This window comes from Lysobacter sp. SCRH-1R (assembly GCF_057747855.1).
The window spans coordinates 2,026,174-2,042,379 of sequence record NZ_CM173227.1; the positions used below are offsets into that span (position 1 = coordinate 2,026,174).

Here is a 16,206-nt window from a genome sequence, read left to right on the forward strand (position 1 = left end):
TTCGTTCCCCGGCGCTCACGGGCGCGGCGGAATCACCGGCGACACCGGCGGCTTCTCCGGTGGTCGCTGCGGATGCACCGACGTGCCGAACGTGTTGCCCATGCGTTGGCGCGTCGCTTCCTGGTTGAACAGGAACAGCTGGTTCGATGGCCGGCGCGCGATGTCTTCGGAAGGCATCGTCGTCGCAGGCGGGCGAGCGTCCGGTTTTGCCGGCGTCATCAGGCGGGACAGGCAGTCGTAGTCGCGAACGCGTTCGCCATTGACCTCGACGTCGATGCACGGCGATGGCGCGTCGGCCGTTGCGTCTGTCTGCGCGAACGCCGGCAGCGTGGCGATGAAGAGGAGCGATGGAAGCAGGGCGGTGCGCATGCGGCGATCCTCCGTGCGTGCGAGTTTCGCACGAAGCGCGTGACGGTCAGCGAACGTCCGGATGCACGCGCACGTTGCGGTGTTCGCCCGCGGCATGCGTCTGTCCAGCGAGGTCCGATCAGCAATGTCCGCACGCGGCACACGGTTGACATGGTCCTGCGGCATTCTGGCCGGCCACCCCATTTCACTCATCCACGATCACACGGACCCAACCGCAATGACTTCCCAAACCACCGACCCCGCACGCGACGCTTCCGGCCTGGACAGCGGGCGCTCGTGGCCGCTGTTCTATCGCGACCCGAAGGTGCTTTCCTCGGTCGAACACGCCGCCTGGCGCGTGCGTCCTTCCGGCGTGGCGTTCGCCCGGACGAGCAACTCGGTGCCGGTGATGGTGGGTGAGTTCGCGTCCGCCGCGCGCTCGTATCCGCTGGTGTTCGCCGGTGCGGACCACACGCCGCTCGCGGTGCTGGGCCTGGAACAGGGCCGCAACCGCTTCATCGACGGCGACGCCTGGCGCGAGGACGCCTACGTGCCGGCCTACGTGCGCCGCTATCCGTTCGTGTTCGTGCAGACGACGAATCCGGACGGCTACGTGCTCGCGATCGACGCCGGTGCCGACATGGTGGTCGAGTCGGGCGAGGAGGGCGCGCCGCTGTTCGAGGACGGCAAGCCGAGCGCGTTGACCCGACAGGCGCTGCAGTTCTGCGATGCCTTCACCCGTGAGGATCGCGCGACGCGGCAGTTCGCCGCCGCGCTCGCCGAGCACGAGCTGCTGGTCGAGCGCACCGCCAGCATCGCCTTTCCGGACGGGCGCAAGGCCAACATCGAGGGCTTCCGGACCGTGGACGCGGAGAAGTTCGCCACACTTCCCGAAGCCGTCGTCGTCGAATGGCATCGCAAGGGCTGGCTCGCGCTGGTGCATTTCCACATGGCGTCGATGGGGCGCTTCACCGACCTGCTGGCGCCCTGACGCACGCGGTCGGAACGAACGCGCGGCCCGGCGCGACGCGGGCCGCGCCAGCGGCCTGCGGCGGCCTTCCAGTGCGGGCGCCGGCTGTAATCGCCCGATCACGCATGGTCCGGGCGGCATTGGTGTCACCTGATTGACACACGCCCTCCACAAGATCTGGGACGCAGGGCACGCGCCCGGCGGACCGGTGTCTCCACGAAGGCAGGCTGCAATGAGCGCATCAGGACGCGCCCGCTCGTGGCTGTGCTGGGCGGTCGCCGCTCTTGCGGTGGCGAAGGGGGCGCCGGCGATCGCCGCGTCGCCGGCATCTCATCCGACATCGGACGCAGCCATGGCCACAGGGATCGGACAATCGCGGGTTGCGCAGTCTCCGGCGATCGCGCGCACCGGGCCGGAGACGGTCGCGTTCGACATTCCCGCGCAGCCGCTCGACGCCGCGCTGGATGCGTACGCGAGTTCGACCGGGCAGTCCGTCCTCTATGACAGCCACCTCACCGAAGGCCGCACGTCGAAGCCGCTGCACGGCGCGTACACGCCGCTGGCCGCGCTGGACGCGATGCTCGAAGGCTCCGGCCTGAAGGTGCGTTACACCTCGGCGCGCGCACTGGTGCTGGTGCGCGACGCCGCGCCGTCCCCGGCGCCGGTCGATGCGGCTTCGTTGCAGCGGTATCGCGGGCTGCTGCAGTCGCGCGTGGGCGATGCGTTCTGCGCCGATCCGCTGCTCGCCGCCGGCGATCGCCGCATCGCGCTGCGCGTGTGGATCGCCCCGCGCGGTGCGATCGAACGCGCCGACCTGCTCGACACCACCGGCAACGACGACGTGGATGCGGCGGTGATCGCCGCGCTCGAAGGCCTGTCGCTGGGCGAAGCGCTTCCGGCCGGCGCGGCGCAGCCGTTCACCCTGTTGATCATGCCGCGCTCCTCCGGCCAGTCCTGGCGTTGCCCGGAGCCGGTCGCGCACCGCACGCAAGGAAGGAACCCGACATGAGCACGAGCGCGACGCTGGGCCTGCTGGAGCTGTTGACGCTGCGCTACGACGATCTGCGGCGGCGCCTGACGCGACGCCTCGGAAACGCCGAGCTCGCCAGCGACGCGTTGCAGGACACCTGGCTGCGCCTGCAGGGCAAGCAGATCGAGGGCGCGGAAAGTCCGGGGGCCTACCTGTTCCGCATGGCGTTCAACGTGGCCATCGACCGGCAGCGCTCGGAAAGCCGCTACCTCACCGGGGCCGAAGTCGAGGACCTGCTCGGCATGGCCGACCCCGCGCCGGGCCCGGCCGATACGGCGCAGAGCCGCTCCGAACTGGAGTTGCTGATCGAGGCGATGGAGGAACTGCCCGAGCGCCGCCGCGCGATCCTGCTGGCCGTCCGCGTCGAAGGCCTGACCCAGCCGGAAACCGCGCGTCGCTTCGGCGTGTCGCTGCGTCTGGTGGAACTGGAACTCCAGCGCGCCCAGGAATTCTGCGCCGCCCGACTCGGACGCTGATCACCGCGCGCGCTTTGCGCGAGTGTTTGCGGGATTGCCCCGCCGGCTCCGTCCAAGCCATGGAGGGCCGCATAATCGGCGGCCTTCGCCTGCGTTCATTCGAGCCTGCCTGCCATGGCGCCATCCCAGCACGACACGCCACCCGACGAGGTCGCGCGCCAGGCCCACGCCTGGGTGCGCCGGCTCGCCTCGGGCCAGGCAACGGTCGCCGATGCGCAGGCGCTGCGCCGCTGGTGCGAGGCCGATCCGGCGCATGCCGCCGCGTTCGCGCGTGCGCGCAAGCTGTGGCGCGACTTCGATCCGGCCGGACGCGAAGTGTTGCAACGCGGACGCGTGCCGACGATGGCGCGGCGTCGCATCAACCGTCGCGCGTTCCTCGGCGGCGCGCTCACCGCGACCGCGGCGGTCGCGACCGTCGCCGCGCTGCATCCGCCGCTGGGCCTGTGGGCGCCGGCTTCGCAATGGGGCGCCGATTTCCGCACCGCGACCGGCGAACAGAAGCGCGTGCGTGTGTCCGACGATGTGTGGCTCGCGCTGAACACGCAGACCCGCGTCGCGCTGCAATCCGGCTCGCAACCGGGCATCCGCCTGCTGGCCGGCGAAGCGGAAGTCGAACGGCGCGCCGTCGCGGGCCTGCCGCTGAGCGTGATCGCCGGCGACGGCCGCACGCTCGCGCGCGGACAGGCGCGTTTCGACGTGCGCAACGACGACGGCGAAGTCTGCGTGACGTGCCTGGCCGGCGAAGTCGAAGTGGAGCAGGGCGCGCGACGGCAGGTGCTGCATCGCAACGAGCGCGTGATCTACGACGCGAACGGGCTGCGTGCGCCGCTCGCGGTCGACCCGTCGACGGTGTCGGCCTGGCGCGAGGGCGCGGTGGTGTTCCGGCGCACGCCGCTGTCGGACGCGGTGGCCGAGATCAACCGGTACCGGCCCGGCCGCGTGGTGCTGCTGGATCGCGAACTCGGCCGCAACGTCGTCAGCGGGCGTTTCCGCATCGGCGACATGGACCAGGCCATCGCGCAGATCCGCGCGGCGTTCGGCGTGCGCGTGCGGCATCTGCCGGGGAACGTGGTGCTGCTGGGCTGACCGGCGCGGCAGGCGCGCCTCGCGCGTGCGATTGCGGGGTCCTCCGGGCCACGACGTCTAAGGGGTAACGGGCGCCGAACGGCGCCATCGCAACCCCTTTGCCGCGTCCAAGAGAACCGTCATGCCGAGCCGCACGACCGCGCACGTCCCCACGCCCGACACACGCGACCTGCGCGCGAGAACCGGCATCGCGCGCCATCCGCTGGCGCATGCGGTGGCGATGCTGCTGCTGGCGACCAACGCGCAGGCGCAGCAGGCCTTCAGTCCGGCGTGGTTCGCCAACAAGGGCGCGGTGCAGAACGCGGCGGCGGCGACCGGCCAGCTGCCGAACGGCGTGCCGGCGGCATCGCTGACAGGGCCGAGGCAGCAATCGCAGGCGGCGCGCGAACGGCTGAAGCAGTCGATCGACAACCTCGCCACGTCCGCGCAGGCCATCGCCGCGCAGCAGGCGCTGCAACGCAATGCGCGCGCGGCGGCGGCCGGAAGCGGCGTGCCGGACGGCCTGGGCGAAGGCGGCCTGGAGGTCGACGACAACGCGCTCACGCGCGGCTGGCTCAACGCGCGCGCGCCGACGCAGGGCATCGCCAACGGCACGACCACCGTCACCATCGAGCAGACCGGCGCGAAGGCCGTCCTCAACTGGGAAACCTTCAACGTCGGCCGCAACACCCTCGTCGATTTCAACCAGCAGGCCGACTGGGCGGCGCTCAACCGCGTCAACGATCCGCTCGCCCGGCCGTCGCAGATCCAGGGCCGGATCAGCGCCGAAGGCACGGTGCTGATCGTCAACCGCAACGGCGTGATGTTCGGCGGCACCAGCCAGGTCAACACGCGCAACCTCGTCGCCGCGGCGGCGGAATTCAGCGACGAACAGTTCCTCCAGCGCGGCCTGTATTCGGCACAGCAGAACACCGCGCCGGCCGCGAGCTTCACCGACGCCGCGGGCAAGGTGATCGTCGAAGCCGGTGCGCGCATCGAAACCGCCGCATCGAACGACGTGCGCCAGGGCGGCGGCTACGTGCTGCTGCTTGGGTCGGAAGTGCACAACGCGGGCAGCATCACGACCTCGCGCGGGCAGACGCTGCTCGCCGCCGGCGACGAGTTCGTCATCCGCAAGGGCGTGGGCACCGAGGCGAACACGTTCTCGACCACGCGCGGCAACGAAGTGCTCGCGCGCCGCGACGAGGACAGCGCCACCGGCGAGGTGCGCAACACCGGCCTGATCACCGCGCGCGAAGGCGACATCACGCTCACCGGCCATCGCGTGCGGCAGGACGGCGTCGCCGTGTCCACGACCACGGTGAACCAGCGCGGCACGATCCACCTATCGACCCCTGCGAGCGATGCGGAAGGCGAAGTCGTCCTCGGCGCGGATGCGGTGACCGCCGTGCTGATCGAGGACGACGGAAGGACCACCGCGCTCGACAGCCAGCGCGACGCGCTGATCGCCGAGTCGCAGAAGCAGGATGCATTGCGCTTCGTCGCCGGCCAGGCGGGCATGGGCGGGTTCGACAACCTGTCCTCGCTGTCCGACCGGCGCGACCAGTCGCGTGTCGAGATCGTCAGCGGCGGAGACGTGCGTTTCGAGGCGGATTCGCTGACGGTGGCCACCGGAGGGCAGATCGCCGTCAGCGCCAAGGACCGCGTCTTCGCCGCCGACAAGGCCACGCTGGACGTCGCCGGAGCGGTCGGCGTGCAGGTCGCGATGGAATCCAACAACGTGCAGGTGAACGTGCAGGGCAACGAGCTGCGCGATTCGCCGGTCAATCGCGACAGCGGCGACCTGTTCAACCAGAACGTGTGGATCGACCGGCGCGACCTGGTCCACGTTCCCGCCGGCACCGGCGGTTACGACGGCGACCGCTGGTACGCGGCCGGCGGCCTGCTCGAAGTGGGCGGCTGGCTCAGCAACCAGGGCCACGGCATCGGCGAGTGGGCGGCGCAGGGCGGGAGCATCGTGCTGGGCGGCAACGAAGTCGTCACCCAGCGCGGTTCGTCGATCAACCTGTCCGGCGGCGCGCTCGACGTGCAGACCGGCTACGCGTACCAGACCTGGCTGCGCGGCGCGGACGGCCGCCTGTACAGCCTCGACGAGGCCTCGGCCAACATGCGCTTCGCCGGCGTCTACAACGGCTTCGAGGACACGCACGAGCGCTGGGGCGAGAACCTCACCGGCTATTACTACAACCCGCTGATCGCACCGCAGCGCCGGCTCGAGAACGGCTACACCGTGGGGCGCGACGCGGGCCGGCTGACGGTCTCCGCGCCGACCGCGGTGCTGGAAGGCGGGATCGTCGCGACGGTCTTCGACGGCGAGCAGCAGGGCCGCGTGCGCGACGACATCGCCGACGGCTACCGCCAGGCGCAGACCGCCGTGGCGAAGGCGGGCACGCTCGTCTACGGGCGCGCGAACGCGGTGGGCACCGGCGCGTTCGACACGCACGTGTCCATCGGCGAGGTCGCCAACATCGCCGACGCGTGGACGGGCGCGGAAGACCTCATTCCCGAAGAACGCGTCGGCACGCTGCACCTCGACGCCGCGCGCCTGGGCGGGGCCGAACTCGGCGGCCTGGACATCACCACCTCGGCCGACATCGTCATCGACGGCGCACTGCGCCTGGCCGACGGCGGCGAACTCCGCCTGAACGCGGCGGACACGCGCATCGACGCCGACGTGACCGCGCGCGGCGGCGCGATCGGGATCGGAAACACCGCGCCGGTGCGCACCGTGACCGGCGGCGCGCTCGAAGACCACATCCTGCTGGACGACGACGGCACCGCGTCGTTCGCGCTGGGCGAAGGCGCGACGCTCGATCTGCGCGGCATCTGGACCAACGACGTGCCCGACGCCAATCCGTGGGTGTCCACGGCGCACGTCGATGGCGGCGACCTGACCGTGCGGATGTTCCAGGGCTCGATCGCGCTCGGATCGGGCAGCGTGGTCGATGTGTCGTCGGGTGCGACGCTCGCGGCGAGCGGCGATCTCCTCGGCGGACGCGGCGGCGACGTGCGCCTGCTGGCCGGCATGGAACGCTCGACGCTGCTGCGCAATCCCGACGGCGTGCGCCTGCAACTCGACGGCGAACTGCGCGCGCAGGGCGTGCTCGGCGGCGGAACGCTGGAACTGCAGTCGCCGCAGGACATCGCGTTCGGCCACGCGACGCCGGACGACGACACCACGGCGATGCAACTCGACGCGGCACTGCTGCGCAGCGGCTTCTCGGCGTATTCGATCACCAGCCTCGGCAAGGTGAGCGTCGCCGGCACGGAGCTGCGCGCGGACATGCCGGTGCTGCACCTGCCCGCCAACGCGACGCCGCCGGAGACCGGCGCCGATCCGCGCGTCGCGCTGGAAAGCTGGACGCCGCCGCTGTACCAGGAGGATCCGGTAAACGCCCGCATGTCGCAGCGCGAAGGCGCGAGCGTGACGCTGCGCGGTGCGGCGATCGAGGTGGATGCCGACAGCCGCATCGAAGTCGATCCCGGCCAGCGCGTACGCCTGGCCGCGTCGGGGCAGATCACGGTCGATGGCGACATCACCGCGCCCGGCGGCGACATCGCCATCCTCAGCGAGCCGGTGGGTTTCGACGTGCCCGAGATGACCGGCACGTCGTTGTGGATCGGCGCCGACGCCGTGCTCGATGCGGCGGGCCGCGCGCAGGTCGCGCTCGACCAGAACGGCCGCCGCTACGGCACCGTGCAGGACGGCGGCTCGATCCGCATCGGCCTGGAAGGCTACGACCGTCGCACCAACGACAGGCTCGACGCGACCAACGCGTTCGTGGTGATCCGCGAAGGCGCGAAGCTCGATGCGTCGGGTGCGGCGGCGGATCTCGACGTGTACGCGGGGCAGGGACCGTTCCATGCGTCGCGCGTGGTGAACGTTGCGGGAGACGGCGGCCTGATCCGGCTGGGCTCCACGCGCGGCATCCTCAACGACGGCGACCTGCGCGCCGCCGCCGGTGGCGCCGGTGCGTCGGGCGGCGAGCTCGGCGTCGTGCTGGAGAACGCGCCGGGCCTGGACGGGCCCATGAACACGTTGACCGTCACCCAGCAGCGCGTGGCCAGCGGGCTGGCGGTCGGGCTCGAAGCGGGCGTAAGCGATCCGACGCTGGCGGACAGCCAGGCGCGCATCAGCGCCGGGGAAATCGCCGCCGGCGGCTTCGACACGCTCGACCTGTGGAGCCGCGACGTCATCGCGTTCGACGGCGACGTGAACCTGCAACTCGGCCGGGCGCTGCACCTGCGGCGCGCCGCGATCGGCGTGGCCGACGGCGATCCGGACGCGCGGGTCCGCCTGTCCGCGCCGTACGTGCTGCTCGAAGGCAAGAGCAACGTGCCGCTCACGTCCTCCGGCCTGTTCACGCCGTCCGGCATGCTGGTGCCAAGCAACGGCAACGCGTTCGAGATGCTCGCCACGGCCAGCCGCAACACCGGTTCGCTGGACATCGACGCCGACCTGATCGACGTGCGCGACTTCGTCAGCTTCGGCGCCAGCGGCACGGTCTACGAAACCCAGGCCACCTCGTCCGCGCGGCCGGTCGAACTGATCGGCTTCGACAGCATCGACCTCACCAGCCGTGGCGACATGCGCTTCCTCGGCGCCCGCGTCGCCGGCAGCAACCGCGACCTCGGCAGCCGCCTCAACACCGGCGGCGACATGACGATCACCGCCGCGCAGCTGTACCCGGGCACGCATGCGTCCGGCACGGTCCAGGTCGGACGCAAGCCCGACGGCACCTACGACATGGAGCGCACGCTCACCATCCGCGGCTACGGAAGCACGCCCGCGATGCCGCAGTCGGTGTTCGGCGCGCTCACGCTGGCGGCGCCGAACATCGACCAGGGCGGCGTCGTGCGTGCGCCGCTGGGCCGCATCACCTTCAACCAGCAGCCCTTCATCGACGGCTTCCGCCAGGAAGAGGTGTACGACGTCACGCTGCGCGCGGGCAGCATCACCTCGACCAGCGCCGCCGGCCTGACCATGCCCTACGGCGGCACCGTCGATGGCCTGCGTTACCTGTACGACGGCCAGGAAGTGACGTTCCGCGAACAGGCCGACATCGCCGGCGGCGACCTGCAGGACGGCATCGTCTTCGGCCATGCGCGGCTGACCGCCGAATCGGGTGCGCTGATCGACGTTTCCGGCGGCGGCGAACTGCTCGGCGCGGGCTTCGTCAGCGGTCGCGGCGGTTCGGTCGACGTGTTGCGCACGCCGCTCGCCAACGCCAATCCGGCGAACGCGTTCAGTTCCGCCGACGCGCAGGTGTACGCGATCGTGCCCGGCATGCACAACGCACCGGCGCCGGTGTCGCCCGACGCGGGCGCGGGCCAGCCGGGCATCGGCCGGCAGATCACGCTGACCGAAGCGGTGGGCGATCTCGCGCCCGGCACCTACACGCTGATGCCATCGAACTACGCGCTGTTGCCCGGCGCGTACCGGGTCGAGCTGGGTTCGACGATGTCCGGCCTCGTGCCGCCGGCCGTCGGCCTGCCGGCGGGTTCGATCAGCGCCAGCGGTTATCTGGGCGTCGCGAACACCGATATCCGCGACGCGCTGCCGACGTCGATCACACTGACCAGCGGCGAGGCCGTCCGCAGCCATTCGCAGTACAACGAAACCCGCTACGCGAAGTTCGCCATCGACGACGCCAAGCGCTTCGGCGCGCTGCGCCCGCGCCTGGAACGCGACGCGCAGTCGGTGCAGATCGACTTCGGCAAGGCGACCGGCGACGTGCTCGACTTCGACGGCCTCGCGAACCTGCAGGGCGCCGAAGGCGGGCTGTCGGGCAACCTGTTCGTGACGGGCGGGCAGGACATCGAGATCAAGGCGCGCGGCGCGCAGGCCACCGACGGCATGGCCTCGTTCGATGCGGAGGATCTGTCCGCGTTCGGCGCCGGCGCGATGGTGGTCGGCGGCCTCTTCGGCCTCGTGCAGGGCCAGGACCCGGACGACGGCAACGCGCCGAACGGACCGCGCATCCTGTTCCGCGCCGATCCCAACGACATCGTCGTGCGCGACGGCGCCACGCTGAAGGCGGGCCAGCTGTTCCTGACCGGCAAGGACGTCGTCGTGCAGTCCGGCGCCGTGCTCGACACGACCGCGCACGCTGCCGACAGCGTCATCGATTCCTCGCTCGGCCTGCTGTTCCATGCCACCCGCGACGATCGGACGTCGAGGACCGGCGCGATCCTCGCCGTGTCCGACGGCTTCCTCGATTTCGCCGCGCCGCTGCGCGATGCCGCGCGTCCGAACTCGATCACCGTCGAGGACGGCGCCACGCTGCGCACCGACGGCACGATCGCCTTCGCGTCCGGCGGCGAGGTGACGGTCGGCGAAGCGGACCTGGGCGCGCGCGACCTGCAGCTGGCCGCGCCGCGGGTGAACATCGGCACCACGGAATCCTTCGCGGCGGCCGATGCGGCGAGCGCGATAGGCGCGGGCGTGCGCCTGAGCCAGTCGACGCTGGAGCGCCTGCTCGGCGCCAGCGAACCGGGCTCGATCGCGATCGAACGCCTGCGCCTGACGGTCGGCGAATCGCTGAACTTCTTCGGCAACGTCGATTTCAACCTGCGCGAGGCCGGCGGCGATGCCGGCGCGCAGCTGGTGCTCAACAGCCCGGCGATCTACGGCTGGGGCGGCGCCGACGACGTCGCGCGCATCACCGCCGACACGCTGGTGTGGAGCGGCCTGGGGCGCGGGCGCGGTACCGCCGGATCGCCGTACGAGAACACGCCGCCCGGCGCGGTGATGCCCGGTGGCGCCGGCACCGGTGCGGGCAGGCTGGAAGTGGACGCGCGCGAGATCGTGTTCGGCTACGACGAACTCGCGCGCCCGCAGGACCAGGTCGAACTCGACCGCCTCGCGCTCGGCTTCGCCAGCGTCGATCTCAACGCCAGCGAGCGCATCGCCGCCAACCAGCGCGGCAGCCTGTCGGTCTATCGCAGCGGCACCGACGAAGCCTCGTACACGGGCGGCGCGCTGAACCTGTCCACGCCGTTGCTCACCGGCGACGCGGGCTCGTCCATGCGCTACGCGACCGGCGGCGCACTCACGGTATCGTCGCCGACCAGCGCCGCCATCGACACGCGCGCCACCGACGCGCTCGGCGCGGAAGTCCGCCTCGACGGCGCGACCGTCTCGGTGGACGCGGCCGTCGTATTGCCCAGCGGTCGCCTCGTCGTCGACGCCGACGACGGCATCGTGCTCGGCGACCGCGCGAACCTCGACCTGTCCGGCCGCACGCTGCGCTTCTTCGACGTCACGCGCACCAGCTGGGGCGGCGACGTGGTGATGGAAACGGCGAACGGCGCGATCGTGCAGGACGCCGGCTCGCGCATCGACGTGTCGGCGACCGGCAACGACGCCGGTTCGATCCAGGCCACCGCGACCGGCGCCGGCGGCGACGTCGCGTTCGGCGGCACACTGCTGGGCCGCGCGGACGCGGGCTTCGACAGCGGCGCGTTCGACGTCCGCGCGACGCGACTGGACGACTTCGCCGGCCTCAACGCGAAGCTCGATGCCGGCGGTTTCTTCCACGCGCGCGGCTTCGTCATCAAGACCGGCGATCTGGTCGTACGCGACGACGTCCGCGCGAACGAGGTGAGCATCTCGATCGACGGCGGCTCGCTCACGGTCGACGGCACCATCGACGCGAGCGGCGCGGAGGTTGGTCGCATCCGGCTGGCCGCGCGCGACACGCTCGCGCTCACCGGCAACGCGGTGCTCGACGTGCACGGCACGCAGCTTGTCACCGACGCGTACGGCCAGGCGATCGATGCGTCGAACCGCGGCGCGATCGAACTGACCTCGCGCGACGGCAACGTCTCGCTCGCATCAAGCGCGCGGCTGGACCTGCGTTCGGCCGACGGCGTGGCGCGCGGGCACGTGGACATCAACGCGCCGCGCATCGGCGGCAACGACGTCGCGGTGGACGCCGCGAACGACGCCGCGATCGACGGCGCGGCGAGCATCGCGGTGAACGCGTTCGCGCGCTACACGCCGGCCGACGGCATCGTGAGCCAGACCTGGCTCGACGCGATCCACCTCGACAGCGTCGCCTTCATCGACGCCGCCGGTGCGAACGCGGCGGTCGATGCGCGCCTGTCCGGGCTCAAGAGCTACGGCGCCGCGTTCCACCTGCGGCCGGGCGTGGAGATCGTCAGCGACGGCGACCTCACCGTGCGCGCCGACCTCGATCTGTCCGGCTACCGCTACGGACCGGACGCCGACGGCGCCGTGCCCGGTTCCGGCGAACCGGGTGTGCTGACGATCCGCGCCGGTGGCGATCTCGACATCAACGGCAGCATCAGCGACGGCTTCGCGCCGCCGCCGGCGACGCCCGACGACAACGCCTGGCAGGTCCGTACCGAGCTGCTCAACGGCCAGGCCGCGCCCGCCGGGATGGTCTTCGACATTCCGTTCAATCCGGAGTGGGGCGACCAGTTCTACGCGTTCCCGAACCTCGCCGAAGTGCAGGTGGTGTCGGGTTCGGTCACCGACTGGTTCGGCAGCTATTTCCCCGGCGACATCATCCCGGGCCTGCTGTACGGGCAGGTGATCATCGAGGCCGGCACGGTGCTGACCTCGGCCAATCCGTCCGACGCCGACATCGTGATCTCCACGCCGCGTCCGGAACCGGGACGCTTGTGGGCGGCGGCGCCGATGCTCGATCCGGGCATGCAGTCGTGGTCGATGCGACTGGTCGGCGGTGCCGACACGCAGTCCGCCGACAGTCGCTCGCTCGCGGCGGCGTCGCGATTGAACGGTTCCGGCAACGTCGTGCTGAAGGACGAACACAAGATGGGACCGGACGCGGATCGCGTCGGCCTGTCGGTGGTGCGCACCGGCACCGGCAGCCTCGACGTGCTGGCCGGCGGCGACTATCGCCAGGAAACGCTTTACGGCGTCTACACCGCCGGCACGCAGGTGGCCGACGGCGCCGGGTGGAACGCGCCGCGCGCCACGCGCGCCGACGGCACGGTGCTCGGCGCGGAGAACGCCGGGTACGAAGCCTCGCTCGGCGCGCAGCGCATGTTCTTCGCCGACGGCGGCGGCGATCTCCTGCTGGCCGCGCAGGGCGACGTGCGCGGCCTCAACGAGTCGTTCGGCGGCAACGCCGCGACCGACGACATCGGCCGCTGGCTGTGGCGCCAGGGCGGCGACGAACTCGACCAGCGCACCGCGTGGGGCATCAATTTCGGCCAGTACCGCTGGTGGGAGGAACGCGGCACCGTCGAACTCGTCGGCTTCAGCGGCATCGGCACGCTCGGCGGCGGCAACGTCACGGTGCGCGCGGGCGGCGATGCCGGTGCGTCGGTGCGGACCGACATCTCCACGCTCACCAACCAGTACACCGTCGACACGCTCAACCTCGTGGTCGCCGGCAGCGGCCGGGTCGATGCCGACGGACGCCTCGTGCAGACCGGCGGCGGCTCGCTCGACGTCGACGTCGGCGGTCGCATGAACACGCGACTGAACGACACCGACACCGGCAACGACCGTCCGAACGGCGGCCTCGTGCTCAACCTGCGCGGCGACATCGACGTGCGCGCCGGCAGCATCGGCCGGACGATGGAGAGCGGCTATGGTCTGATCGCGGCGGATGACCCGCGCGCGAGCGACCTGCGCGAGCCGCTCAACCGTATCGCGTACTCGCCGCTGGACGTGGTGGTCGGCGATGGCGTCGCGTCGCTGCGCAGTCGCGGCGACCTGAACATCGGCAGCGGCACCGACGCGGGCCGTGTCACGGTGAACGGCGGCGCGACGCAGGCCGAGGCCGGCGGTCTTTCGGGCAGCGCGATCGCCTCGTTCTCGCTGTGGACCGACCGCAGCGCGATCGACCTGTTCGCCACCGGCGGCGACGTCCACCAGACGCCGAAGCCCGGCAGCGGCCTGTTCGCCGTGTACGACCCGGCGCGCTTCACCGCCGTGGCGGCCAACGGTTCGATCGTGCTCGACGGTCTCACGCTGGCGCCGTCGGCGAGCGGCGACCTGCAGCTGTTCGCGCGCGACCACGTGCTCGGCAGCGCGTCGATGTCGGGCGCCACGCCGACGTCCACCAACGCGCCGCTGCGCGTGTTCTGGGGCCTGGCCGAAACGCCGGAAAGCGAGACGTTCCTCACCAGCAACGCGATCCTGGTGGGCGACACGTACTTCCGCAGCGAAGGCGCGGGACTGTTCACGTTCGGGCTCGACACCGCGTCGAACCTGCACGCCGGCGCGGGTCAGCCGGCGCGCATCTACGCGCTGGAAGGCGACGTGCGCGCCCGCACCGGCGGCGTGGGCACCGCCACGGTCAATGGCGACGAAACGCGCCCGGTGTACCTGGGCGCGACCTCGATGGCGATCCGCGCCGGACGCGACGTCCTCGCCAGCGGCCTGATCGTCAACAACGATGCCGACGACGTTTCCGTCGTGCAGGCCGGCCGCGACATCCTCAACACCTCGATCGACGTCGCCGGCCCGGGCCTGCTGGAAGTCACCGCCGGCCGCAACGTCTACCAGGCGCTCGACGGCACCACCGACGCCACCGACAGCGCGATCAACAGCCTCGGCGCGATCGTGGCCGGCGACACGCGCCCCGGCGCGGGCATCGTGCTCAGCGCGGGCATGGGGCAGGGCGGTCCGGACTACGCGGCGTTCGCGGCGCTGTACCTGGATCCGGCCAACCTCGCCGATCCGGAACAGCGCCTCGCCGACCAGCCGGGCAAGGTCGCGAAGACCTACGAGAAGGAACTGGCCGACTGGCTCGCCGAACGTTTCGATTACGCCGGCGACGACGCGCTCGCGTACTTCGACACGCTGCCGCCGACGCAGCAGGGCGTGTTCCTGCGCGAGGTCTACTTCGCCGAACTGCGCCTGAGCGGACGCGAGTTCAACGATCCCGACAGCCGCCGTTTCGAAAGCTACCTGCGCGGGCGCAACGCGATCGCCGTGCTGTTCCCGGAGAAGGACGCGAACGGCAACGTCATCGCGCGCGAAGGCTCGATCTCGTTCCAGGGCGCGGCCGGGGTGCACACGCGCTTCGGCGGCGACCTGCAGGTGCTGGCGCCGGGCGGCGCGCTCACGCTGGGCGTGGACGGCGTCGCGCCGCCGCCGGGCACCGGCCTGGTCACGCTGGGCGAAGGCGACATCGACATCTTCACCGGGGACGACGTGCTGCTCGGCCTGTCGCGCATCATGACCACGCTGGGCGGCGGCATCACCGCGTGGTCGGTGGAAGGCGACATCAACGCCGGTCGCGGTTCCAAGACCGCGCTGGTCTACACCCCGCCGCGCATGGTGTACGACGATGTCGGCAACCTGTCGCTGTCGCCGAACGTGCCGTCCACCGGCGCGGGCATCGCGACGCTCGATCCGATTCCAGGCACGGAGCCGGGCGACGTTGACCTGATCGCGCCGCTGGGCACGATCGACGTGGGCGAGGCGGGCATCCGCGTGTCGGGCAACGTCAACTTCGCCGCGCTGCAGGTGGTCAACGCCGCCAACGTGCAGGTGAAGGGCGAGGCGACCGGCCTGCCGCCGACGACCGTGGTGAACACCGCCGCGCTCACCTCGGCCAGCGCCGCCGCCAACAGCGCCACGCAGGCCGTGCAGGACATGACGCGCCAGCAGCAGGACGCCGCGCGCCGCGCGCAGCCGTCGATCATCAGCGTGCAGGTGCTGGGCTTCGGTCCGGAAAGCAGCCGCGTCGATGCGCCGCAATCGGGCACCCTCCGGGCCGCGCGACCGGCCGGCTACGACGCGTCCAGCGCGTTCCAGGTGCTCGGCAACGGCGAGCTCACCGCCGAGCAGCAGTCGCGCCTGACCACCGCCGAACGCCGCCGCCTGCAGGAGCCGGAATGAGCCCGCGTTCGCGATGGTTCGGCGCCGCCCTCGCATTGCTGGGCGCGGGCCAGGCGATGGCCGCGCCGCCCGTGCCGCAGCACTGGCTCGATTACGCCGGTTCCGCCGGTGCGCAGTTCCAGGCGCGTTTGCGCGACGGCGCGAACGAACGCGCACAACGCCTGCACGCATGGCTGGAGCAACGCGAAACGAACGACCGGCTGATGGGCGTGTCGGCGCCGGTGGTCGTGCAGGTGTGGATCGCACCCGATGGCGCCGTGCGGCGGCTTGAATTCGCCTCGCTCGGGCAACCCCAGGCCGACGAGGACCTGCGCGCGGTGCTGTCCGCGCGCCTGCCCGCGCCGCCGACGGACATGCGCCAGCCTCTGGTGCTGGGCGTGTCGCTGGATCCGGTGCGCCCGGATGCGACCGGCGACACCTTGTGACCGCGCGGTAACGAATTCTTCTT

General features: G+C 71.5%; 7 protein-coding genes. 6 read left to right on the plus strand and 1 reads right to left on the minus strand.

Going from position 1 to position 16,206, the window contains the following annotated elements; translation table 11 throughout:
• Nucleotides 1–15: 15 nt before the first annotated feature.
• Nucleotides 16–369: a hypothetical protein gene (locus tag AC3ANK_RS09045; RefSeq protein WP_484172800.1), complete on the minus strand. Its 354-nt coding sequence runs from the start codon at nucleotides 367–369 to the stop codon at nucleotides 16–18.
• Nucleotides 370–586: 217 nt separating this feature from the next.
• Here AC3ANK_RS09045 and AC3ANK_RS09050 point away from each other — a divergent pair, with 217 nt between their 5' ends.
• The 6 genes from AC3ANK_RS09050 to AC3ANK_RS09075 all read left to right on the plus strand — a co-directional run bounded on the left by AC3ANK_RS09050 (nucleotide 587) and on the right by AC3ANK_RS09075 (nucleotide 16,183).
• Nucleotides 587–1,339, plus strand: a complete 753-nt coding sequence (locus AC3ANK_RS09050; protein ID WP_484172801.1) for a SapC family protein — start codon at nucleotides 587–589, stop codon at nucleotides 1,337–1,339.
• Nucleotides 1,340–1,670: 331 nt separating this feature from the next.
• Nucleotides 1,671–2,327, plus strand: coding sequence for a secretin and TonB N-terminal domain-containing protein (locus tag AC3ANK_RS09055; RefSeq protein WP_484172802.1), 657 nt, complete (start codon nucleotides 1,671–1,673; stop codon nucleotides 2,325–2,327).
• Nucleotides 2,324–2,824 carry an RNA polymerase sigma factor gene (locus AC3ANK_RS09060; protein ID WP_206860498.1) on the plus strand — a complete coding sequence of 167 codons (501 nt, stop codon included), beginning with the start codon at nucleotides 2,324–2,326 and terminating at the stop codon, nucleotides 2,822–2,824. Before AC3ANK_RS09055 ends, AC3ANK_RS09060 begins: the two co-directional genes overlap by 4 nt.
• 114 nt (nucleotides 2,825–2,938) lie before the next feature.
• Nucleotides 2,939–3,910, plus strand: a complete 972-nt coding sequence (locus AC3ANK_RS09065; protein ID WP_484172803.1) for a FecR family protein — start codon at nucleotides 2,939–2,941, stop codon at nucleotides 3,908–3,910.
• A 121-nt stretch (nucleotides 3,911–4,031) separates the two neighbouring features.
• Entirely contained in the window at nucleotides 4,032–15,758 is an 11,727-nt protein-coding gene (locus AC3ANK_RS09070) for a filamentous hemagglutinin family protein (RefSeq protein ID WP_484172804.1), read from the plus strand.
• On the plus strand, nucleotides 15,755–16,183 hold the full coding sequence (locus AC3ANK_RS09075; RefSeq protein ID WP_484172805.1) for a hypothetical protein: 429 nt from the start codon (nucleotides 15,755–15,757) through the stop codon (nucleotides 16,181–16,183). The genes AC3ANK_RS09070 and AC3ANK_RS09075 overlap by 4 nt, the downstream gene beginning before the upstream one ends.
• The last annotated feature ends 23 nt before the right edge of the window (nucleotides 16,184–16,206 follow it).